The following is a 23450-nucleotide window of genomic DNA, read 5'->3' as shown; positions in this document are numbered from 1 at the left end:
ATGCTGGAAGGACACGGCGACGATGGGTATCGTTTTTCGGGAAAAATTCGGGCCGACTTCAGTACCAATGTCTGGTACGGCGGGGAGCCTGTGGGCCTGAAAGCCTATTTATTTGACCGCTGGGAAAAAGTAAATCGTTACCCCGAAGTATTGGCAGAAAGCCTGTCTGAGCGGATTGCCCAACATCATCAGTTGTCTACGCATCAGGTTTTGGTTAACAGCGGTTCAACCGAAAGTATTTACCTAATTGCTCAGGCATTTGCGGGTGCCCAAACCACCATTATTACCCCCGCCTTCGCCGAATATGAAGATGCCTGTACGCGTTTTCAGCATCAGCTTCAGTTTGTAAACTGGTCGAAAAAAGAAGTATTACCCCAAAGCGATCTGGTTTTTATCTGTAATCCCAACAATCCAACCGGAGCTATTTTCAGCGAACTGGAAAAGTGGTTATTCGATTATCCATCCACCCTTTTTGTTGTAGACGAGGCTTTTATTGATTTCACCAAAGCCCTTGCATCCAGCATTCATTTATTAGCTCAGTATTCGAATCTGATTATCCTTCGTTCCCTGACAAAAACGTATGCTATTCCCGGTCTTCGACTGGGTTATGTATTGGCTTCTCCCGGGTTAATTGATCGATTAAAGTACCAGAAACAGCCTTGGACGGTTAATACCTTAGCTCTCGAAGCAGGACATTTTATCTTCGAACATTTTAACGAAATTCAGATTCCTTTACTATCCCTGTTAGCAGATAAAGAGTCGTTTGTTCAGGCGTTAAAGCAGATAGAATTCCTGGAAGTTGAGGACAGCGAAACTCATTTTTTTCTGGTAAAAACCCGTAAAGATACAGCGGCAGCATTGAAATCTTATTTGCTGGAAGAGCACGGTTTATTAATTCGAAACGCCAGTAATTTTAGAGACTTAAGCCCGCAACATTTCAGGCTGGCTACGCTTCGTCCTTCTCAAAATCAATTATTACTTTCTGCCTTACACGAATGGTTTTAAGCCTTGCCGCTTTATTCATCGGCTATGCACTGGATTTATTCATCGGTGATCCTGATCACTGGCCGCATCCCATTCGGGTGTTTGGTAATGCTATTTATGCAGGAGAAAAACGATTCAATACAGGTAACCATCGGTTCTGGAAAGGCTTGGGTATGAGCCTGTTCTTAGGTCTGTTGGTGTTTGCTTTTTTTACTTGCATTAACCATTTACTCCAACTCCTTCCTCAAAGTATCTGGTTGATTTTCAACGGAATTATGGTGTGGTACGGACTGGCGAATCACAACTTAATCAGCGAGGGAAAAACGTTTTTAAAGCCTTGAATGAAGGCGGTGTTGAAGCAGGGAGAACCCAGCTTTCGCGGATTGTTGGTCGCGATACCCGAAACTTAAGCCCTCAGCAAATCAGAATTGCGGTACTGGAAACCATGTCCGAAAATCTAAGCGATGGCGTAATTGCTCCCTTGTTTTATTATGCTCTTGCGGGGGTTCCCGGAATGATGACCTACAAAATGATTAATACGCTGGATTCGATGATTGGGTATCGCAATGAACGGTACGAGCAATTCGGCAAATTTGCCGCTCGCCTGGACGACGTTGCCAACTTCATTCCCGCCCGATTAACGGCCTTATTAATGATCCTGGTTACCTTCAGCAAACGCGGGCTTACGTTCGTTTTCCGTTACGGCAACCAGCATAAAAGTCCGAATTCGGGTTACCCCGAAGCAGCTTTGGCGGGTATTTTAAATTGCCGTTTCGGCGGACCCAATGTCTATCATGGGAAGCTCGTGGATAAGCCCTACATCGGAGCGACGGAACGAATGATTGAAGATCAAGAAATCAAACAGGTCAGCCGTATTAACCATTTGACCTGTTTATGGATGATCCTGCTTATTGCTATGATTTTCTACGCTTTATCCTAACGCCTTGCTGACCTGGTTTTACGTTCTGGATTAGGCGTTGGCATTCCCCCAAAATTTCGGAAATGATACATAAAGCTTACCAGAAAATACCGGGATAACACCCGATTCTGCCGTTCTTCCGTGTAGAGTTCCGTGACGTTACGTGTCACGCTCCGGTTCTGATTAAGTAAATCAAACACCCGAATCTGCATTTCCGCCTGCTGTTTTTTCAAAAATTTCTGACTAACCGTTACGTTCCAGAGCGTATATCGCTGGGCCGGACCGGCCGTATTTCCGCCGTAATGTTGATAGGTCGCATCCGTGCTAAGCCTCAGGTAAAAATCCCACTCGTAATAAAAGCTTGCGGATACGGAGGTATTGATAAACGATGTATTTCGCTGACTTTGCAGGGAATAGCGAGCGGACTGGTACGTCAGCATGGTCCGTAGGTTATATCCCAAACGTTCCTGATACGAAGAATTTAATTGTAGTTCGGGACTGATCAGTAAAGAATTAGCTTGATTAACCTGGCCATTGACCAGAGTCAGGCTGCGGTTATAGTTAATGGAAGAGCCTGTATTAACCTGTAATTTCAGAAACTCAAGCTGACGTCCATAATTAACATTACCCGATACCATGTAATGGCCGTTGGTATTCAGGGGAAGCGTCGTTTGAACGCCCTGCTCATCAAAACGGACCGATTGTATAATTTTATTGGTGACCTGATTAGCATTAATGTTAAGAAAGAAATTCTCAAAAGTCGTCGAATTAAAAGAGTTATAATTCAAGTTCATCGAATGATGGAATTCCTGCCTCAAGTCGGGATTACCCAGTCGAATGAGTAAAGGATTTGTATTATCAGCCACGGGCTGCAACTGATCTACGGTTGGGGCTTGCGTCTGCCCCTGATAATGAAGCCGGAGGTAACGATCCTTTTTTACTTTAAAACTTACCATGGCTGTGGGTAACAGACTGATAAAGTCTTTAGTAATATTCTGCGACGTAGATCTACTGCTAAGGCTTGCCTGCTGGACATCCATTCCCAGATTGAAAAGATTCTGGCCTTGATTTCGCTGGAATAATACGCCCGCTGCATGACTGGGGTAACTCGACCGAAAACGATTGGACAGGGAGTCATTGAAGCGGTCATACCTGCCCGTTGTTTCGTTATAGTTGCGAACTTCCCGATTGGAATACGAGGGATTTTTCTGGAATCGGTAATGAAACTCAAGTCGGTTTTTTTCCGAAAGCGGTTCACTGTATGAAACATATACCTGATGACGGGAAGAACGGGTCGTTTGCTCATTTTCCTGATTAATCGTCTGGTTTTGTCGCTGACCAAAGAATTCGTTCGTAGACTTCGTTAATCCTTCATTTTGTTGATGATTCAGAAAAAGCGTATAGGTGACCATTACGTTTCTCCCTTTTTTGTGAAAGTTTCGATTCAGGAAAGCGTTAACCGAACCATTCAAACTTTGATTATCCGTTGTATTTTCAGTACTACTTTGATTAATCGGATTCAGAAATTCTGAGCCTATGGGAAACGTTTGTGACTGTCGATGGGAAAGATTACCGGATTGCAGAAGCGAGACATTCGAATTCAAACGAAAACTGGTCAGCGAATCAAATTCATGGTTAAAATGGAGATTTAGCGAATGGGTGGTGTTTCCAGCATGGGACGAACTCGATTCCCGCACCTGATACGAGGTATCGGGCAGTGCATACGTGCGAATGCTTTGCTGGTCATTAAGGGATTTCACCCGATTAGCTCGGTAGTTGACTCCCAGGTCTGTTTTCTTGCCCCAACGATTTTGATAATTTACTCCCCCTACTAACGTTCGATTAATAGAGGAACCACTGCCGGGGCCACTGTTGGTATTATCTGCCTGAGCAATTACTGAAAATTGCTGCGATTCTTGAAAACGGTTTAGATTGAGTCGAACCCCATATCGCGGATTTCTTTCACTCTGATCGGGGCCAATGCTGAATTCCTGATCGCCGAATAAACCTTTTCGTCGGTCTTTTTTGGTGACAATGTTGATGGTTTTACTCCGCGACCCGTCATCCATTCCTGACATTTGGGTTCGCTCTGATTTCTGATCAATCAACTGAATTTTCTCGACTATATCAACGGGCAAATTTTTCGTTGCCATTTTAGGATCACCGTCAAAAAATGGTTGCCCATCCACCAGAATCTTCGGCACATCCTGGCCCTGAGCCTTGATATTTCCGTCTTTATCGACCGTAATGCCGGGTAATTTGCCGAGTAATTTTTCTATAACCGCACTGGGCTCCGTCTGAAAAGCTTCTGGATTATATTCTATCGTGTCTTTTTTAACCGTCACCGGCGGTGCCTGCCGGCGAATAACCACCTCAGCTAAGGTACTGGCTTGGGTGAGAAGTGGAATAGTGTCTAGCTGAATATCCGAAGTATTTACCTGAAGAACTGAACTATAATTCTGATAACCTACGTAGCTAATGACCAGATGGTATTTGCCTTTCGTAACACCCGAAAGGATAAACTGCCCAGCTTCATTACTGCGAGCTCCTTTCACCAGAACGGAATCCGAAAATGTAAACAGGGTAACACTGGCATCCGACAGATTCACCCGAGTGTCCGAATCCTGAATTCGACCTCGCACCTGCACCTGAGCACTAGCCCACGACCAAACCCCACAAATCAGGATTAAAACCCAAAGAAATCGCATTGCATAAAAAATAAACCCCGTCCTTCACTCCTGACTCTACACAAAGATGAGAAATGCTTTTGATTGAATACGTCAATCACGATCAAGATGTTGTACGGTCCTGAAAACCGTCGCCCTTCTCAATCAGTCGTAAGCCATTCCCTTAATCATCACTTAACAATTTGATTATCTGTCCTTTCTAACATTTCTTCTTTGTAAAAGCCTTTTCATTCCTGCCGTCCTTGGCTAAAATTTTAGCCTTTCTGCTATCTCCTATTCTCTACTATTCTTTGGCATTTTTTAAAGAAGCATTCAGGTATGTTCAGGTTTTTAAAAAATTTCAACTTTTTATTCTGAAAGAAGGGATAAATTAAAAATTCCGTGTGTATACCTAATTGAAGAGACCATGAACGAAGCATTACAAGTATATCAGACCTATACAACGATCGAATTCTTTAAGGATGAAACGTTCGTTGACAGTGTAAAACATCCCACGCCCGAAAAAGAGCAGTTCTGGCAGGAGCTATTACTGACTTATCCTGATCGTCGTCCTTTTATAGAAGAAGCCCGGCAATGGATTGAATGGTTGCAAAACCAGCCTCTATACATTCCTCAGCAATCTGAAACGGAAGCCTGGGGACAATTATGGGAAAAGATTGAAGAGAAAGAGCGTTACCAGCGAACATACATCCGCCCGATCCGTCGGGCCACGCAGTGGGCTTCAGCGGCGGCGGCAGTCGTTCTGGTCTTTTTCGCAGGCCGTGAACTTATCCAATTGGGAGATCAACAGGTAGAAACTCCTTTTGGACAACTCAGCACGATTACCCTGCCGGACGAGACGGAAGTGGTCTTGAACGGTAATTCGAAAATTCACTACTCCCGGAACTGGAAATCCAGCAAACCCCGCGAAATATGGGCGGAAGGCGAAGTTTCTTTTCACGTCAAGCACGTGGCTATTCAAAACCGGGTACAGGAGTCTGATTCCTTCCGAGTACACGTGAATGGATTGAATCTGACGGTGTTAGGAACTCGTTTCAACGTCAAGTCACGACGGCAGAAAACGGAAATATCACTATTGGAAGGACGCATCAAAGTTGAAAAACCCGGCGTATTCGTCCGTTACCTAAAACCGGGAGAAAGCCTGGGCTATGATGCCCGAACCAGCCAGTTGCAGGCTCTTGATCGCAGTCCGCAGGCGAATGCGGCCTGGGTTAACAAAGAGCTTGAACTTACCGGATATACCATGGCCGATGTAGTGGGCATACTGGAAGATACCTACGGATATACCGTTACTGTTGACAAGCCAGAATCATTGAGCAAGCGGTTGAATGGAACGGTTCCGGCGGCGAATCCGGACGACATTTTATTCGTGATTGAAAAAGTTTTTGATGTAAAAATCGAAAGGCAACACCAGCATCTGATTATACATACCCCCTGAGTTTATGAAAAAACCCTTACTGTTCCTTGTCTGCTTACTCCTAACGGGTCCGGTTGCCTTCGCTCAGCAACGGATTACCCTGAACCAGGCTCTGGTCAAAATCCAGCTTTTTACGGAACCAAGTTTTCCTACGCCGAACACTTGACCGATAATATGTATGTTCAGCTCAAAACGCCGCTGTCAAAAAACCAGCCAGTAGAGAATGTACTAAAGGAAATTCTCTACCCCAATAAACTCTTATTTCTATACGTTCAGCACAATTACTACACCCTGATTAAAGATACCCGTGACCAACCCTCGAAGAACCGAGTGGAGACTTCCGCACCTGGTTATACAGAAACCGTCGAGCCAGAGTCTGCCTACATTGAGACCATTCGCGGCACGATTACCGACAGTCACGGCAAACCACTGATTGGAGCAACGATTAAATCCGACCGGGGAAATGTCGGCGTGACTGCCAATAGCGACGGTCAATATACGCTTCGGCTCACGCAACCCACCCAGCACCTTACGGTATCTTTTGTCGGGATGGTTACGCAGCGGGTGGCCGTTGGTAACCGAACCATGATTAACGTCATCCTGGAAGAAAACACGCAGGAATTAAAACAAATTGAAATTCTCTCGACGGGTTATCAGAAAATTCCAAAAGAGCGGGCTACAGGTTCTTTTAGCCAGGTAACCAAAGAAATTAAAGATGTTCCCAGCATTAACCTGATGGAGCGTCTGGAAGGAGCCATGCCTGGCGTGAACTTCAATGTCCGCAAGAACACTATCCAGATTAGGGGTGTAAATTCTTTTGGATCAGGTGCAAATACCAATCCACTCATTGTCATTGATGGCTTCCCGGCCATTGATCCTGAGTTAACCAGCCGTGGTACTTCCCAGTATACGGCGGGTGCCATTTTAAGTCGTTACAATCCAGAAGACATTGCCTCCATCACCGTTCTGAAAGATGCCGCCGCTACGTCCATCTGGGGAGCACAGGCGCCAACGGCGTAATCGTGATTGAAACCAAAAAGGGCCGGCCCAATACCTCTTCCATTAATTTTAGTACGAACCTGAGCATCTCTCGTCCCGCTGATTTGTCAAGTTTAACAACCATGAGCAGTGCGGAATACATCGCTCTTGAAAAAGAGCTCAAAGACCGTGGTTTTTATTCTGACCCAACCAAATGGGATTCTTCCTGGATGAATTTCAACCAGAATCGTCCCCTCAGTGATGCGTTGGAATGGATGTTCCGGGTGGATCGGGGCACAGCAACGGTTAGTCAGCGGGATTCGGCCTTAAGTGCTCTTGCGGGGATTAATAATCAGGGTCAAATTCGTAAACTGCTTTTACAAAACGCAATTTCCCAGCAGTATAACCTCTCTCTTTCAGGAGGTGGGCCGAATAGCACTTATTACCTTTCAACGAATTACAGCAAGGATATTCCCGTTTTTCGCAGCAATCAATCCGAAAGTTACTTTGTGACCGCTAATTTGGGTAACCAGTTTTTTCAGAACCGCCTTCGACTCAACACCAGCCTCAATTATAACATTAGTAATAGCATCAATAATTCAGCGGCTATTAATGCCATTACCACAAGTAATCTGGGCCTTCGTCCCTATGAGTTACTCGAAGACGCTCAGGGAAATCACATTCAACGGTATTACGTGTATCGGCAGGATGTCGCCCAGGCTTTTGAAAAGAAGGGTTACCTGCCCTATGGGTATAATCCTATTGATGAATTGAATTATTCGAAATACACCACGCAGGAAAATCGCCTTCGCTTTGGAGCGGACTTAACCGGTAAGCTTACGGATTGGCTCGATCTAACTGTAGCCGGACAATGGCAGCGAAATCTGGTAAACGGGGTGAGCCTTGACGAATTGCAAAGTTACAACATGCGAAACCGACTCAACTATGCCACCAGCATCAGCCCCACTACGGGCAGCATCGTATATGGCATACCGTTCGGAGGTCGATGATAAGCAGAAACCAGATTAATGACAGTTATTCGTTGCGTGGACAGTTCAATATCAACAAGAGCTGGCATCAGTTTGCTCAGTTAAACATGGTAGCGGGCAGTGAAATTCGGCAGACCTTCAATAATGCCCAACAGCAAACGCGTTACGGATACAATGCCGATACCCGTAGTTCACTGGCCTTTAATCCTTCTGTTGCTTACACCACCATTGACGGATATAGCAGCATCCTTGGCTATAACGACGGAGCAATTACTTATGACCGCATGCGGTACCTGTCGTATTACAGTAATGCTGGACTTTCATTTCTTAATAATCGCTATTCTTTATCGGCTAGTATTCGTTTTGATGATTATTCGCTCGCCGGCATTTCACGGAGTCGCCGGGCCCGTCCCCTGTGGTCTACGGGCGTAAAGTGGAATATCAAGTCCGAATCGTTCATGAATACCGTCTCGTTTTTTGACGATTTACAGCTTCGCCTCACGTATGGAATAGCCGGAATCATTCCAACCGCTACCTCCAACAGCACCTTAATTAATACGTTTGGAGCTGATAACCTCACAAATGAAGCTTATGCCAGCATTTCAACGCCCGCCAATAGTCAATTAAGCTGGGAAAAAACGGCAAGTAGTAACATAGGACTCGATTTTGCACTGCTTAACAATCGCCTCTCGGGAAACTTTGATGTTTATAAGAAAAGATCTACGGATATTCTCGGACAGTTTCCTTACAATTCTACCTACGGCTGGTCTACGCTTAAGTTTAACTCGGCATCCATGGAAAATCATGGTTATGAGCTAGGCTTGAAAGCAGAAGTAATTCAATACCGGGGATTCCGATGGTCCTCTGCGTTCAACGTTTCTTACAATACCAATAAAGTTACCGATACCCGATTTAACCAGACTACCGTGGGTCAGATCCTGAGTAATGTATTTCTAAACGGAATGCCTACGGATTACCTGTATGCGTATCGCTGGGCTGGCCTTGATAACCGCGGACAAGGACAGATTTATAATAAAAGTGGAGAAATCGTTTCGGATCAAGTCGGTGTCAATAGCTTAACTCGTGAAGACTTGGTATATGTGGGTCGGACGACGGCACCCTATTTTGGAGCTTTCATTAATAACTTTTCATACAAGGGCTGGACGCTGGCGGTTCGGTTTACCTATGCCATGGGACACGTCTTCCGTCGTCCTTCAATAGATAACTATCCTGACTATCAGGCTACCGCTCTTTCAGGACTGATGGGAACTCAGAAAGATCTGGCTCTTCGCTGGCAAAAACCCGGGGACGAAGCTTTCACCAACGTACCCGGTCTGGCCAACATAAGTTATAACAGCGTAAACCGATATAAATTATCCGATCTTCTCACGGAGAGTGCCAGTCATATTCGCTTTCAGCAACTTTCACTAGGTTACCAACTGGGCGAATCATTACTAAAAAAGTTACCCGTCAAATCTGCCAGTTTGAACGTAACGGCTCGTAACCTGGGTCTGATTTGGGTGAAAAATAAAGCGGGCGTTGATCCCGAGTATTACCGCACGAATAACTACGCTAATCTTCCTCCGGTAACAAGCTTTTTCTTCGGCTTAAACGCTTCTTTCTAACGATCCTAGCCAATATGAACATGAAAAAATACATCTTGATTTTATCAGTTTCCTTATTGGTCATGACTTCGTCATGCCGGAAATACGTGGAGATTGAAATCAATAACAGTAACAACCGACTTCTGAAATATACTTCTGATTTTCAGTCTCTTTTAAATAACTATACGGTTTTTTCAGCAACGCCTTCATTACCCATGCTTTCGAGTGATGATATTGATGCCGGGGCCGATCAGGCCGCCCAAAACCGTCTAACCACGGACCAGAGTAATGTCTATACCTGGGCCGAAAACTATTACGACGCTACGCAAAGCGACGCGGGCTGGGATCAGCTTTATAACCAGATCTACGTCTGCAATGAGGTACTTGCTAAAGTAATGACCAGCGAAAATGGAACCGACGAAGCAAAGCATAAGATTTATGCGGAAGCTCAGGTGCAACGATCCTATGCCTACCTTACGCTGATTAATCTTTACGCACCGATTTACCAAAAAGATAAAGCAAACACCACTCTCGGGGTTCCCTTATTACTCGTTCCTAATCTTTTCCAAAAGTTAAATCGGGTATCCCTGGAAACCGTTTATCAACAGATTTTCAAGGACATAGCCGAAGCTTTACCTTTCTTACCTACTTATCCGAGTTTAAATACCCACCCCGGAAAAGCCGCGGCTTATGCCACATTGGCCCGAGCCTATCTGATGCGTCAGGAGTATGCACTGGCTCAGGAAAATGCCAGTAAAGCTCTGAAAATCCAGCCTACGCTGGTTGATTTAACTACCTATCAGACCACCCCTACGCAATATCCCCGTCACCTGAATAACCCGGAGATCATTCTTTCGAGATCGGCTTTATTTAATACAAATATTCCGCTCAATCCTACTTTATTACAGCTATTCGACACAAACGATCTTCGCTATATGCTCTTTACGCGAGTCGGTACGGCTTTTGCCCCGAACATTGTGGGAAGGGGATATTATAAAGGACGCTTGACTGTAGACCTTTCTATTAACTCAGGACCTAGCGTTGGCGAGATGATGTTAATTCAGGCCGAGGGCTTTGCTCGGAATAACCAGACTGACCAGGCCCTTCAGGTACTCAATACCCTTCGTGCCAAACGCTTCACGGCGGCTAATTATAAAGCCTTACAGGCCACTACCGCTCAGCAGGCTCTTGGGTATGTATTAGACGAACGTCGCCGGGAACTCATGGGAACGGGTCTTCGCTGGCTCGACCAACGTCGGCTAAGTCTGGAAAGCGAATGGGCCAAATCGGTCACTCGAACGTACAAGAATGTAAGTTATACCCTGCTCCAGCCAGCAATCGCTACGTCTACCCGATTGGACCGAAATACATTGATCTCAATCCTGAGATTCAGCAAAATGACCGTTAATTTTTCCTATATGAAATCTCCTTTTGTTATTCTTGCCTGTCTGGCCCTTCTGCTCAGTAAGGGTTTGCAGGCTCAGCAACTCACGCTTTCCCCGCAAAAACCAGTAGCGGGGAAGACGCTTCAAGTGCAGTATTCACCCCAAGGCAGTTCGCTACAGGCGGGTGTACCCATTTTAGGGGAGGCGTTACTCTACCAAAATTATTCCTGGACACGAGTGGACTTGCCTTTGGAATCAAAAGGCAATCTCTATCAGGGACAACTTTTGATCCCCGCCCCAACTGCCTTTGTTGCCTTTCGGTTTTTTCAGGGATCCCCTTTCAGGCCCGATCAACTGGATATTCAGAAAAGTTATGGACTGACAACCGTCAGCTCCACAGGTCAGACTTTACCTGGTGGTGCGTTGGCTTCCGTTATCTTCCAGATGCCTACTCTGGATAGCCATATGCCCTTTTTTTGGAATGATATGCAACCTGCCCTATCAACAGAAATACTCGAGAAAGCCCTCCAAACGGAGTTAAAAGAACCCGCTCGGGTAAAGTACTTCATTCCTACGTACCTAACCATGCAAAAAGCCATTCTGGGTAAGTCTTTTACGCAGCAAGCTCCGGCATTGCTCGCCAAATTGGAGGCTATTCCTGACTTATCAGAAGCGGATCGCATGGAGTTGGCTCGGTACTATAGATATGATTTGAAAGACAAAACCCATGCCGATCAAATAGAGCAATCGGTCATTCAGGGTAATCCTACGGGGCCTTATGCCCGATTGGCCGCTTCTCATGAGTTAATAGGAGCAAAATCTCGGGAACAGATGATTAGTAAATCAGAAAGTTTTCTGAAGAAGTTTCCTTACGGCGAATGGAAGAAAAACTCTACTAATCAGGCTTTTATTTATTACGAAGTTCACCGAAACCTAGCAACGGCTTATTTCGAAACTCGTCAGTTTGGTCCACTCCTGGCTTTGCTTCCCCAGCTTGATTTTAAAACAACCAATGAAATTGCTCGCTGGAATATTCATCGTGCATTTACTTTCAAAATGCTTCCGCTGGATAGTATTAATCTGATTTCGACGCCTTTCATCAAACACCTGATTCAGAACGTAAAGGACGGCTCGTTCGAAGAACCAAACGTTTTCACGGCCAAAGACGCCCAGATACAGGCCGCTAATCAACTGGATGAGCGGTTATACATTCACCTGAGTCTGTTGCATGAATTGGGAAAAGATCAGGAGGCGGAATCCTATTTCAACCATTTTTCGGAAAAAGGTAAATACGCCAATGCTGAGTTCAACGAAACCTACCTTCAGATACTCGAAAAAACCGGATCTCCTATTCAATCCTTTCTGGAATCGTGTGCTAAAGCGAATGCCCTTACCCCGCTAATGCTGGAAAAATTACAGTCGGAATTTGTTAAGAAAAAAGGCTCCGCTGATGGTTTCCAGACGTACTTGTCTTCACTAAAATCGGACGAAGGAAAAGCCGAACTGGAAACGTACGTCAAACAGCATTTACTCAATGAAGAAATCATGCCGTTTGCTCTGGAAAACCCCGAAGGAAAACTGGTGCGTTCCAGTGATTGGGAAGACAAAATCGTAGTAATTGACTTTTGGGCTACCTGGTGCAAACCCTGTATTAGTGCCTTTCCCGGTATGCAAATAGCCGTTGATAAATATGCCAAAGACCCGGAAGTGGCTTTTTATTTCGTGGGAACCATGCAACACGATAACTACAAGGAAAAATCGGAAGGCTATATCAAGAAGATGGGCTATCGTTTTAACCTCCTTCACGATGGAATTAATAAGAAAACGGGTGAGCAAAACGCGGTATTCAGCACGCTGGCACCCCGCTTCAATTCGTCAGGCATTCCCCGGAAAATTGTGCTTAAAAATGGTATGATGCGGTATAGTTCCGAAGGCTACTCGGGTAGTCCAAGTAAGCTGGTGGACGAATTATCTACGGTCATTGAAATCCTTAAGTCCGAGAAATAAGCCATGAATACAACCACATGTTACCTGGCCCTGGCCTTAGGCTTACTAACGATTTCAGGGGTGAATGCTCAGGTAAATCCCAAAGAAAAGTTTGCTTCGGCCTTAAGAGCGATTGAAGCCAATTACGTCGATCCGACCGATGATGAACAGCTAACGGATGCTGCCATTCGAGCCATGATTAAGGAGCTTGATCCGCATTCGCAGTACATGAGTCGGAAAGAAGCCGAAGCCATGAATCAAGCCATGAGTGGAAATTACGCCGGAATTGGCATTCAGTACCTCATGCAAAATGACAGTCTGTTTATTACCCAGATTGTACCGGAAGGCCCCGCCGAAAAAGCGGGCTTGCGGGCCGGAGACCGGATTATTGCCATTGACGGTCAGCAACTGGCCGGGAATGGCCTTTCGAATCTGGACATTATGAAGAAAATCCGGGGAGAGAAAGGGCAACCTATTTCCCTGACACTTGTTCGTCGCAGTTCTCCTGATCCTTTAACCGTAGCACTCACTCGGGGTACCATCCCCAATAGATCCATCCGGAGCTATTACATGGTCGATAAAACCATTGGCTATATTTCGCTGGGCATTTTCAATACTACTACCCGTTCCGAGCTTGATCAGGCCTTAAACGCTCTGAAAGCCCAGGGAATGAAAAGCTTGATTCTAGACTTGCAGGGGAATGGGGGTGGTTACGTACAGGCCGCTATCGGTGCCGCCGATGAATTTTTGAATCAGGAAAACTCGTGTTCTATAGTGTGCCCCGTGATGGCGGTAAAGATTACTATTATACCGGAGGTCAGGGGCAGTTCATGATGGGGAACATGGTGGTTCTGATTGATCAGTCCACGGCTTCTTCCAGTGAAATTCTAACCGGAGCCTTACAGGATTGGGACCGGGCCGTGGTAGTAGGTCAGCGGAGTTTTGGAAAAGGTCTGATGCAAAAGCCCGTGAACTTACTGGATGGATCGGTGCTGCAACTGACGGGTGCCCGTTATTACACTCCAGCAGGACGGTCTATTCAGAAACCTTACCACGGCCATGCTTACGAAGACAACCTGACGACCCGACTGAAAAGTGGGGAGTTAACGCATGCCCAGAACATTCATTTTCCGGATTCCCTCAAGTATAAAACCCTCGTAGGTAAACGAACCGTGTACGGGGGCGGGGGCATTATGCCTGATGTCTTCGTTCCGATTGATACGCTGGAGTTTTCTCCTTACTTCCAGCAACTGGTGGGTTCGGGTATAATTAGTCAAATCGCCTTTGAATACATGGATCAAAATCGGGCAACGCTTCAAAAACAATACCCTGATTTCCAGTCCTATGAAAAAAATTTCCAGCTTCCAGCAGAGTTAATGGAACGCCTGGCAAAAATGGGAATCACCCCTAAAGGTAATGAAGCTACCCAAGCACGATTGAAGACTATGGCTGAGTTACACCTGAAAGCTCAAATTGCCAGCCAGCTTTTTGGTAGTAACACGTATTACCAACGGATGCTGAACAGCGAAAATGGCAGTTACCTAAGGGCCATTGCTATTCTCAAAAAGCCCAAACAATACGAACAATACTTACAGATTTCACAACATTAAATCGTTTTTCCCTGATTAGTCATGAAAAGATTCATTCTTCCTGCTCTCCTACTCGCTCAGCTTAGCAGTTACGCCCAGGGCAGTTACACCATCAAAGGTAAAGTCGGTCATCTGAATAAGCCGGCCAAAGCATATCTCTATTACAAAATCCGGGGAACGAATCAGTCTTTCGTAGATTCAACCTTTCTTACGGATGGTAACTTCACGTTCAAAGGGAAAGTAGATTCACCCAAGGAAGCGAACATTCGGCTCGTTCATGACAATACGCCGAACGATCCGACCAAACGCCCCAAATTTGACGTACTGGCCTTGTTTGTTGAGGATACTGAAATTACCCTAACGGCGAAGGACTCCATTAAACATGCGACCATTAAGGGTTCGAAACTGAATGATGAGAATGCCAAGGTAAACGCCATGCTGAAGCCTCATTACGACAAGTACACGATTTTAAACGACGAGTATAATAAACAGCCCGAAGAGAAAAAATCGGATAAAACGTATATCCAGAGTCTGGAAGATCGGGCAACGGCCATTCAAAACGAGATCATTGACGTAAAAATGAAATACGTCAGAAGTCACCCCGATCAGTTCATGGCTTTGATGGCTTTCAATTCAACCTTACCTCCTGAATTCGATGCCCGTAAGGCGGAAGAAGATTTTCTTAAACTCAGTGCTGCCGTCCGTAATTCTGACCTGGGAAAGGATGTAGCCGAGAAAATCCAGAAGGTCAAGAAAACCCAGGAAGGTTCTTTAGCTCCTGAGTTTACCCTTAACGATGTAAATGGTAAGCCCGTTAAGCTTTCGGATTATAAAGGTCAATACGTATTACTTGACTTCTGGGCCAGCTGGTGTGCTCCCTGTCGCCGCGAAAACCCGAACTTAATCAAAGCTTATCATCAGTTCAAAGACAAGGGCTTTACCATTTTGGGCGTGTCACTTGACAAACCTGAAGGTAAAGAAAAGTGGCTAAAAGCCATTAAAGACGATGGCCTGACTTGGACTCAGGTATCGGATTTAAAAGGCTGGGATAGTCCCGCTGCCCAGCTTTATGAAGTGGAAGCCATTCCCATGAATTTTCTGATTGATAAAGAAGGTAAAATCATTGCCAAATACCTGCGGGGCGAAGCCTTGAACACGAAGCTTGCCGAGTTACTAGGCCAATAATATTCAATTAGTTTTGGTTAAGTGTAGGACTAATAAGGTCTCTTTCTGAGGGGCCTTTATTTATTTTCCTCCTTCATTACGGTAAGCTTTGCTTCGTGTCTGAAATAGGTAGTACATTTACACAGAACGGCCTAAGCCGACTACTTCATCAATCTATCATGTTTTCAGAATTTTTAGCGGAACCTTCGATCGTTCAGCCGATTCGGCTGGATGCTAACGAGAACCCCAATGGTCCCTCTCCGCTCGTACAGAAGGCCATTCTTCAAGCCCTTTCCTCAGTGAATCGGTATACGTTCAGCGAGTTACCCCGGCTTCAGGCTAGCATCGCTGCGTACGAAGGAGTCCCTACAGCACAAGTTCAGTTAGGTGCCGGTATTTCTGACCTGCTGGAAAAGATCGCCTTACGGCTATTTCAAAATCCCGGTACTCTGATTTTGCCCAGTCCAACCTTTCCTTTATTGGGGAATGCGGTTAAGGGCATGGGTTCCAACTGCGTAAGTATTCCCTGCTTATCGAATGGGTCACACAATCTGGCCGCTATGGAAGCCGCCCTTACGGAAGAAACCCGTCTGGTTTACGTCTGCAACCCTAATAACCCAACGGGCAGCATCACTCCGAGTGCTGAGTTAGTAGAGTTTTGCAAGCGTGTCAGTAAACGGGTACCGTCGTGGTAGATGAGGCCTATCTTGATCTGGCGGTTGACGCCCCGAGTATGGCTTCGCTTTTACAGGAAGGATACAATGTTATCATCATGCGAACTTTTTCTAAGGGTCTCGGTCTGGCAGGGTTACGCATTGGTTATATGCTGGGTCAGCCGAGTTTTTTGAAACCCTTGCAGGAAATAATGGCTTATAATGGTCTGATGTTGAGCAACATTGCCGTTCAGGCGGCTTTCGCAGCTCTGGAAGACCGGGCATTTCATGAGTCTTACATTGCAGAAAATCATCGGGTTCGAAACGAGGTTTCGCAGGCTTTGCTTGAAATGGGTTATGAAATCATTCCTTCCTTTACCAATTTCATTTTATTCAGTATTACAGGGCCTGCCCTAGATTTTGAGCTATACTTTAAAGAGCGAGGCTATGTTCTCAAGACCATGGCTTTGGACGGAAAAACCTGGTGCCGTCTCAGTCTTGGAACGCGGGATCAGATGAAGAGTTTCTGCCAGCTTCTTAAAACTATCCATTCTTAATTCCCTAATCTCCGTATCGAAAAGATCGATACGGAGATCAGTACTTAGTTGGTAACTTGATTTTTCCAGTAAAGAAAAACACCGAACAATATCCTAAACTCATGGGTCGACAGATGAGCTTTCAAACTGTCCAATGCTTTGTAAAGTAATTTATAGGTACTACTGGAAGATATACCCAGAATCTCGGCAATTTCCTCGTACTCAAGCCCTTCATAATACTTCAGGTGAATAATCTCCCGTTGCCGAGGGCTCATCTTCTCCAATGCTTTTTCGAGATTTTCCTTCAATTTCTGCTGATGCTCGGCCTGAATCATCGTAACATCATGCCCAAGTTCAATCTGAAAGGTATAATCTACTTCGGATTCAAAAAAATCAAGCAGGGGCGTCGCATATTCGAGCTTACGAAACAGCGTTCTCCGGAAAGCTTTATACAGGTAATTTTTTACGGAAGGGGTTTCTTTAATTGAAGTTCGGTTGAGCCACAACTTTACAAACAGATCCTGAATGGCATCCTCAATCGCTAATTCATCGGGACTGAATTTGCGTCCGTAATTATACAGACGGCGGCGGTAGGTGTTGAAAAGCAATTGAAACGCCTGCTCATCACCTGCTCTGAATTCATCCCACCATTTCTCTTCTTCCATTGCCAATGGATGCTAATCGCTTTTCTTTTAGAATCGTTTTGGAGTATAATTTGGTATAAAGTGCATGCAGAGGCGAAGTTTACGCAAGATATGAAAAAACACAGAACTTTCTATGGGAATATCAGCACTTTAGCTTACAGTGAGTATGATTTATTTTAGATTTGTAATGCGTAAGTCGCTCGTTTTGCGAACCGAGCCTGCCCTATTCCTTTTTTAAAAGCTATACGCTCTGGCCGACTGCTTATGTTATACCGCATTGCCTTTTTCAGTTCTTCTAAGCAACTCCTTCAGGAACAGGAGCTCATTGCCATTTTAGATCAGTTTGCTACAACCGTTGACGCCTTTGACATTAAAGGGGTTTTCATTTATCTTAATGGAAGCATGTTGCAAATGGGCGAAGCCGAGCTTGAAAAGTTCGAAGCTTTTATCGATTTATTAAAGTCAGATCCACGCCAAACCTACATTACTATTCTCTCCAAAAATCCCATTGAACAGCGGATTTTTAACCGAAAATATCTATTTTATAAAACATTGGATGCCAAGAATTTTTCCGGTTTAAGCGAGGTCATCCATACTGTCTTTCCGCCTGATTACGCGGCTAATCCAGATAATGAAATGATCAAAATTATTACTAACTTTTTCCGGGATAATTATCGAAATTAACTAACCTATTTATGTCTTAATCAATCTATTGGATAGTATTCTCCCTTATAAATACATGAGTAGCGTAATTAATTGAGATGAATAAGCTCATACCCATACATGCTTAATTTAAAAGCTATAACTATTCTCTAAAACATGATTAATAACTAGTAGCCCCAGGCAATTAATTACCAGGGCGTGTATTTCCTTATTCAATTGTTAACGCTATGAACTAATTCTTTCTTTAGGAAATCTTAAAGCTCAGCAACTGATAGTATGTTCTGGGCGTATGCATTCCATCCTACAGGAGAATATTCAGGTTAATTCAGATGAAACCCAATCCATTAAGTATTGATTACCAGTCGTTTTACTGATTCATTATCAATGGTAGTTTAATTGAGCATACCCATATCTCCCTTGATTATTACCCAAGGAAAGCACTCAATTTTTTATTGAATTGAGTGGGCTTTTCCTTGGGTAATAACTAACTAGGCAATTAGACTGGCATTCAGTTTAATTTCGAAACTAAACGCTCCGCTTACGGGACAGGTTTTTTCAGCTTCAGCGGCGATTTTCTGAAATTCTTCCTCCGTAATACCAGGTACTTTTGCCTGTAACGTTAATTCAGACAAGGTAATTTTTCCGTTATCCAAGGTAATAACTGATTCCGTTTCCAAAGATTCTACGGTATAACCCGCCTGCGTCAAATCCAGGTCTAATTTCATGGTGAAACAACCTGCGTGAGCGGCGGCCAGTAACTCCTCGGGGTTCGTTCCTACTCCTTCAGCAAAACGGCTATTGAATGAATATTGCGTCTTGTTAAGCGTAGTACTTTGCGTCGTTAAATGACCTGCTCCTGATTTAATGTCTCCGTTCCAAACGGCTGTAGCTCTGCGTTTCATGATTGTGTTGTTTTTGTAATAGATTGATTAGAAATGTTTTGTACCAAACAGTACAATATTGGTTAAAAAAATTTACTCGATTACGGCCAGATTCAATTTTAAAAGTTCAGTCAGTTTTGCCGAATCCGTTTCCATCCGACGCGTTACGTTAATGCCATTCCACAGATTAATCAGATACGACGCCAGCGTTGCCGGAGGCAGGTTTGTTTGAAGTAACCCCAGGTCTTTTCCTCGCTGCATGGCTTCTTCAAAAATACTTTCCAGCAGGGTTAGGTAATGAGCAGCCAGCAACTTAAGTCCTGAATCGTTTTCGCTAATCTGCACAAGAGCATTCCCAAAGTAGCAACCCTGATTCCCAATCGGCGATTGTTCTCCCACTAAACCCAAAAAGAAGTCCTTAATCAGCTTAACGGGGTTATCACAGGCATGAATGGCTGATCTCAACTCTCTGAAATTCTGATCCACCACCCGCTTCATGGATTTTTCAAACAGTTCCTGTTTGCCTCCTTTGAAAGCCAGGTAAAAACTGCCCTTTCCAATACCCATGGCTTTAAGCAAATCGTCTGCTGAAGCGTTGGCGTAGCCTTTTTCCCAAAATACGCCCACCGCCCGATCAAGGGCCCTTTCTTCGTCGTATATTTTGGGTCTGCCTGCCATTTCCTATTTGTTTTGCTCTACAAAGGTATAATATTGTACCTTTTAGTACAAAATATTTTTTCATTTATTTTTAAATTCTTTTCGCATCCGACTCCTCTGTGATCTGATCCTTATTATTAGCAAAAACTGAACGCGACCTTTTACCTTTGACTAACTCTTATTCCTGCAAAAGCCTTGACAGAAAAGTTTCGTTATAAATTTCAGGTCCGTTGGACTGCTCTGCTCGGAGCCCTGAGCTTCGGCATTGTGGTGCCTACATTTTACATTCCTATGGAGTTGGGGTCCTCCGCTCACCTGCTCTCCATTCTAGTAGCTACCCTGACCAGTTATATCATTTGGGAAGGAAGCAAGCTCATTCAGGCCTTAACGCTGTACTTCTTTCCTTGGGAACGCAGCATTACCAAACATCTGGTGTATGAAGTACTGGGAATTTTTCTGTTCTCTTCGTTGAGTCTGATTTGCGGAATTCTGATTTATGGCCGACTGGTAGCATCCGAATTAATCACACTTGGAGTAATCGTCCAGAATGCGTTCGTTTCCTTCCTGCTCGCGTTGCTTTTTACGGCTTTCAATGAAGGAACTTTTCTTTTTAACCAATGGAAACAGTCGCTGGTTGAACAGGAAAAACTTCGGCAGGAAAACCTCGTGGCCCGCCTTGAAGGACTCAAAAAACAACTCGATCCGCATTTTCTCTTCAATAGCCTGAGTGTGCTTAGCGGTGTAGTGTATAAAGATCCGGCTCTGGCCGATTTGTATATCAGTAAACTAGCCCAGGTGTATCGGTATGTGTTAGATCACACCGAAGAAAAACAGGTACCTTTAGCTGCCGAAATTTCCGTAGTTGAAGCTTATTTATTCCTGCTCAATGTTCGGTTCTATCATAAAATCGAAGCCCGCATTGAGCTTTCCCACGCCCAACGGGCTCAGGTATTGCCCCTTTCCATTCAGTTACTGGTGGAAAACGCTGTCAAGCATAATTACATTTCCGACGAACACCCGCTCACGCTTTCCATTTATACGGAAGGTTCAACGCTTTGGGTGACCAACAGCATTCACACCAAATCGGGAAAGGTTAATTCAAGCGGTATTGGACTGAAAAACCTACAGGCTCGTTACCAGTTTATGACCGGACAGTCGATTGTGGTGGAACCCGATTCAAGCGTATTCCGGGTAGGGTTACCCTTGATTTACTCTGAAAAAGCATGAAAGTAGTTATCATTGAAGACGAATATTTTTCAGCCGAAAAGCTCCGGTTTTTACTGGAAAAACTTGATCCTACCATTGAAGTACTGGCGGTATTACCCTCGGTTGAAAAAAGCGTAGCCTGGTTCAGTGCTCATGCCGAACCTGACTTGATCTTCTCCGACATTCAACTGGAAGATCAGGAAAGTTTTGAGTTATTCGAACGGCTCTCCATCGATGCTCCCATCATTTATACCACTGCCTACGACCAATACGCCATTCAGGCCTTCAAGCAAAACAGCATCGATTATCTACTGAAACCCATTCAACCCGAAGAATTACGGGCGGCCTTGAAAAAGTATGAAAATCAGGCGTATCGTTTATTGAAAAAAGGTTTGTTACCCACGCCTCAACCAACGAAGTCTGAACCCAAAGAGCGTTTTATGGTGCGGAAAGGAAATGGCTTCGCCGTGGTTAAGGTTCAGGACATCGCTTATTTCAAAAGCGAAGACAAACTCAGTTTTGTCGTTACCTTCGACCAGCAGAAACTGTTAATTGACGCGACACTGGAAGAACTCAGCGAACAGGTAGATCCCCGTCGCTTCAACCGGATCAGCCGTAATCGATTGGTTTGCATTGACAGCATTCATAAAATTCACCCGCATTTCAATGGTCGGTTGAAACTGGAGTTGATGCCACCGGACGAAGAGGAAGTATTCGTCAGTCGCGACCGGGCTACGGCCTTTAAAGAATGGATTAACTCCTGACCTTGCTTTTTTGGCCCTACGATTCAGTCAGGTAATGTTACAACTCGGGAAGTGAATTCGACCAGTCATCGCTAAAAGCTCGGTTTAGAGCCTCTCAGACCGAATATTTACTGAAAAAAGTAAAACAAAAGCGATGACTGCAATCCTCATATTCTTTGCTATACACTGGTACGGAGCCTTATTTTTCCAGACCGTCTTCCTTCACCGTTACGCTGCCCACCAGGCCTTTACCATGTCCAAAGGCTGGGAGCGGACGTTTTTTGTATTGACCTGGATTTTTCAGGGTTCGAATTACCTGAGTGCTTACGCCTACGGCGTGATGCACCGCATGCACCATGCCTACGCCGATACGGAAAACGATCCGCACTCGCCGATGTACAGCAATGGCATTTTTGATATGATGCTGAAAACGGCTAAATTCTACTCGGCCATTCGCGAACGCCGCATTGCGGTTGATCCTAAATTTACCGCCAACGTTCCTGATTGGAAAAGTTTCGATGATTTTGCTTCCAGCCGGGTTTCCCGTGTGGCCTGGGGTACGCTCTATACCCTTTTCTACATCTACTTCGCACCGTCCTGGGGCTGGTTCCTGTTGCTACCCGTTCATTACCTGCTGTCACCCATTCACGGTGCCATTATCAACTGGTTTGCTCACAAAATTGGCTATACGACCTTCAAGGTTAACGATACTTCAAAAAACCTGATGCCCGTGGATTTTCTGATGATGGGCGAAGGTTTTCACAACAACCACCACACCTACGGCAACCGGGCCAACTTTGCCTTCAAATGGTTTGAAATTGATCCTTCGTATCAAATCATGAAAGTATTGAATGTCCTCAACGTCATTCAGTTACCCAAAGAAAAAGGCCGTACAAAGGTCTTTATGGAGAAAAGAAAAATGGCCTCCTAAGCGATCCATGTCGTTAGTCCTGTAAAAGGTAACCACTGAAATGGTTACCTTTTATTTTTTTACCCGGGTTGCGTGCTGACTATTTGTAAGTTAACATAGTGAGTAGCCTTCCAATCGTAAGTCGATGGAAGAATCTACCAAATAATTAACCTGTATTCCGTATTTTTACTCGAATTTTTGCAAACAAAATCTGGGTAAGGCCATACTACAGCGATCTTTCGATACGGATCAGGAGTTACTAGCTCGTCTTCAAGAAGGAGACGAAAGTGTATTCTCGTCCCTGTATGATCGGTACTGGTCTCCCTTGTATGCGTACGTCTATAACCGCATTCGGCTAATCGAGGAAAGCGAAGAGCTGGTTCAGGAAGTTTTCATTATTTTCTGGGAAAATCACTCGGCCCTGACCGTTACCGACTCCCTCGCTCCTTACCTGTTCAGTGTGCTCAAAAAGCGGTTACTCTCCTATTTCCGTTCGGAAAAAGTACGCAGCCAATACGCCGAACACTTTAGTCATTTTCTTTCACAGCAAGTCGATAATTCTACCGATGAAGAATGGGCGGCGGAAGATTTGAAACAACGCATTGAATACGCCATCAGTGAGTTACCCAATAAATGTCAGCAGGTGTTCTGGATGAGTCGGCGACAGCAGCTTTCCATTGATGAAATTGCCCGGGAACTACAGATTTCAAACCGAACGGTTGAAAACTATTTGACAACGGCCCTCAAACATCTCCGATCGGTACTGGGTGATTCTATTTTATTACTAGCCATCGGAATGCTATTTTGCCATTGATTCATAGGCATTTTCCGAAATCACAGGAAGTTTATTTTACT

The 23450-nt window shown here is 44.7% G+C and carries 21 protein-coding genes and 1 pseudogene; 18 read left to right on the top strand and 4 right to left on the bottom strand.

Annotated features, from left to right (window positions below; all coding sequences use genetic code 11):
- Entirely contained in the window at positions 1–1005 is a 1005-nt protein-coding gene (locus BWI96_RS07840; protein ID WP_106636108.1) for a histidinol-phosphate transaminase, read from the top strand.
- A pseudogene (gene cbiB, locus BWI96_RS23210) lies at positions 996–1924 on the top strand (adenosylcobinamide-phosphate synthase CbiB). The gene BWI96_RS07840 and the pseudogene cbiB overlap by 10 nt, the downstream one beginning before the upstream one ends.
- Here the strand turns inward: cbiB and BWI96_RS07830 are convergent.
- Positions 1921–4611, bottom strand: coding sequence for an outer membrane beta-barrel protein (locus BWI96_RS07830; protein WP_106636107.1), 2691 nt, complete (start codon positions 4609–4611; stop codon positions 1921–1923). The pseudogene cbiB and the gene BWI96_RS07830 sit on opposite strands and share 4 nt — an antisense overlap.
- A gap of 385 nt (positions 4612–4996) precedes the next feature.
- Between BWI96_RS07830 and BWI96_RS07825 the strand changes: the two genes are divergently transcribed.
- The 11 genes from BWI96_RS07825 (at position 4997) to BWI96_RS22845 (ending at position 16912) form a co-directional block, all read left to right on the top strand.
- Positions 4997–6028, top strand: a complete 1032-nt coding sequence (locus tag BWI96_RS07825) for a FecR family protein (RefSeq protein WP_106636106.1) — start codon at positions 4997–4999, stop codon at positions 6026–6028.
- A gap of 4 nt (positions 6029–6032) precedes the next feature.
- On the top strand, positions 6033–6173 hold the full coding sequence (locus tag BWI96_RS21510) for a hypothetical protein (protein ID WP_157830260.1): 141 nt from the start codon (positions 6033–6035) through the stop codon (positions 6171–6173).
- An 8-nt stretch (positions 6174–6181) separates the two neighbouring features.
- On the top strand, positions 6182–7027 hold the full coding sequence (locus tag BWI96_RS07820; RefSeq protein ID WP_106636105.1) for a carboxypeptidase-like regulatory domain-containing protein: 846 nt from the start codon (positions 6182–6184) through the stop codon (positions 7025–7027).
- Between the two features lie 2 nt (positions 7028–7029).
- Positions 7030–7995, top strand: coding sequence for a hypothetical protein (locus BWI96_RS07815; RefSeq protein WP_106636104.1), 966 nt, complete (start codon positions 7030–7032; stop codon positions 7993–7995).
- Positions 7992–9599 (top strand): TonB-dependent receptor, encoded by a 1608-nt coding sequence (locus tag BWI96_RS07810; RefSeq protein ID WP_106636103.1) that lies wholly within the window; start codon positions 7992–7994, stop codon positions 9597–9599. Before BWI96_RS07815 ends, BWI96_RS07810 begins: the two co-directional genes overlap by 4 nt.
- Positions 9600–9619: 20 nt before the next feature.
- Positions 9620–12970 carry a RagB/SusD family nutrient uptake outer membrane protein gene (locus BWI96_RS07805; protein WP_198555180.1) on the top strand — a complete coding sequence of 1117 codons (3351 nt, stop codon included), beginning with the start codon at positions 9620–9622 and terminating at the stop codon, positions 12968–12970.
- 3 nt (positions 12971–12973) lie between these two features.
- A complete protein-coding gene (locus tag BWI96_RS07800) occupies positions 12974–13783 on the top strand; it encodes a S41 family peptidase (protein ID WP_106636101.1) in 810 nt (269 codons plus the stop codon).
- A complete protein-coding gene (locus tag BWI96_RS07795) occupies positions 13714–14559 on the top strand; it encodes a S41 family peptidase (RefSeq protein WP_198555179.1) in 846 nt (281 codons plus the stop codon). The genes BWI96_RS07800 and BWI96_RS07795 overlap by 70 nt, the downstream gene beginning before the upstream one ends.
- 21 nt (positions 14560–14580) lie before the next feature.
- A complete protein-coding gene (locus BWI96_RS07790) occupies positions 14581–15723 on the top strand; it encodes a TlpA disulfide reductase family protein (protein WP_106636099.1) in 1143 nt (380 codons plus the stop codon).
- 158 nt (positions 15724–15881) lie between these two features.
- On the top strand, positions 15882–16397 hold the full coding sequence (locus tag BWI96_RS22850; protein WP_106636098.1) for an aminotransferase class I/II-fold pyridoxal phosphate-dependent enzyme: 516 nt from the start codon (positions 15882–15884) through the stop codon (positions 16395–16397).
- The gene (locus BWI96_RS22845) at positions 16391–16912 is read left to right on the top strand and encodes an aminotransferase class I/II-fold pyridoxal phosphate-dependent enzyme (RefSeq protein WP_106636097.1); all 522 of its coding nucleotides are present in this window, start codon (positions 16391–16393) and stop codon (positions 16910–16912) included. Before BWI96_RS22850 ends, BWI96_RS22845 begins: the two co-directional genes overlap by 7 nt.
- A gap of 44 nt (positions 16913–16956) precedes the next feature.
- Here the strand turns inward: BWI96_RS22845 and BWI96_RS07775 are convergent, their stop codons facing one another.
- The gene (locus BWI96_RS07775) at positions 16957–17556 is read right to left on the bottom strand and encodes an RNA polymerase sigma factor (protein ID WP_106636096.1); all 600 of its coding nucleotides are present in this window, start codon (positions 17554–17556) and stop codon (positions 16957–16959) included.
- A 243-nt stretch (positions 17557–17799) separates the two neighbouring features.
- Here BWI96_RS07775 and BWI96_RS07770 point away from each other — a divergent pair, with 243 nt between their 5' ends.
- Entirely contained in the window at positions 17800–18219 is a 420-nt protein-coding gene (locus tag BWI96_RS07770) for a BLUF domain-containing protein (RefSeq protein ID WP_106636095.1), read from the top strand.
- Positions 18220–18686: 467 nt separating this feature from the next.
- On the opposite strand, the gene BWI96_RS07765 is transcribed toward BWI96_RS07770, so the two are convergent.
- Both BWI96_RS07765 and BWI96_RS07760 read right to left on the bottom strand, forming a co-directional pair.
- A complete protein-coding gene (locus tag BWI96_RS07765) occupies positions 18687–19100 on the bottom strand; it encodes an OsmC family peroxiredoxin (RefSeq protein WP_106636094.1) in 414 nt (137 codons plus the stop codon).
- Positions 19101–19172: 72 nt separating this feature from the next.
- Positions 19173–19757, bottom strand: coding sequence for a TetR/AcrR family transcriptional regulator (locus BWI96_RS07760; protein WP_106636093.1), 585 nt, complete (start codon positions 19755–19757; stop codon positions 19173–19175).
- Between the two features lie 174 nt (positions 19758–19931).
- Here BWI96_RS07760 and BWI96_RS07755 point away from each other — a divergent pair, with 174 nt between their 5' ends.
- The 4 genes from BWI96_RS07755 (at position 19932) to BWI96_RS07740 (ending at position 23409) form a co-directional block, all read left to right on the top strand.
- Positions 19932–20963 (top strand): sensor histidine kinase, encoded by a 1032-nt coding sequence (locus tag BWI96_RS07755; RefSeq protein WP_106636092.1) that lies wholly within the window; start codon positions 19932–19934, stop codon positions 20961–20963.
- Positions 20960–21706 carry a LytTR family DNA-binding domain-containing protein gene (locus BWI96_RS07750; RefSeq protein WP_106636091.1) on the top strand — a complete coding sequence of 249 codons (747 nt, stop codon included), beginning with the start codon at positions 20960–20962 and terminating at the stop codon, positions 21704–21706. Before BWI96_RS07755 ends, BWI96_RS07750 begins: the two co-directional genes overlap by 4 nt.
- A gap of 133 nt (positions 21707–21839) precedes the next feature.
- A complete protein-coding gene (locus BWI96_RS07745; RefSeq protein WP_106636090.1) occupies positions 21840–22616 on the top strand; it encodes an acyl-CoA desaturase in 777 nt (258 codons plus the stop codon).
- 154 nt (positions 22617–22770) lie between these two features.
- Positions 22771–23409: an RNA polymerase sigma factor gene (locus BWI96_RS07740; protein WP_106636089.1), complete on the top strand. Its 639-nt coding sequence runs from the start codon at positions 22771–22773 to the stop codon at positions 23407–23409.
- Positions 23410–23450 lie beyond the last annotated feature (41 nt).

The sequence above is a fragment of the Siphonobacter sp. SORGH_AS_0500 genome, from assembly GCF_002838835.1.
Taxonomy (GTDB): Bacteria; Bacteroidota; Bacteroidia; order Cytophagales; family Spirosomataceae; genus Siphonobacter.
The sequence above is the reverse complement of the archived record's forward strand: the minus strand, read 5'-3'. Positions and strand labels throughout refer to the sequence as shown.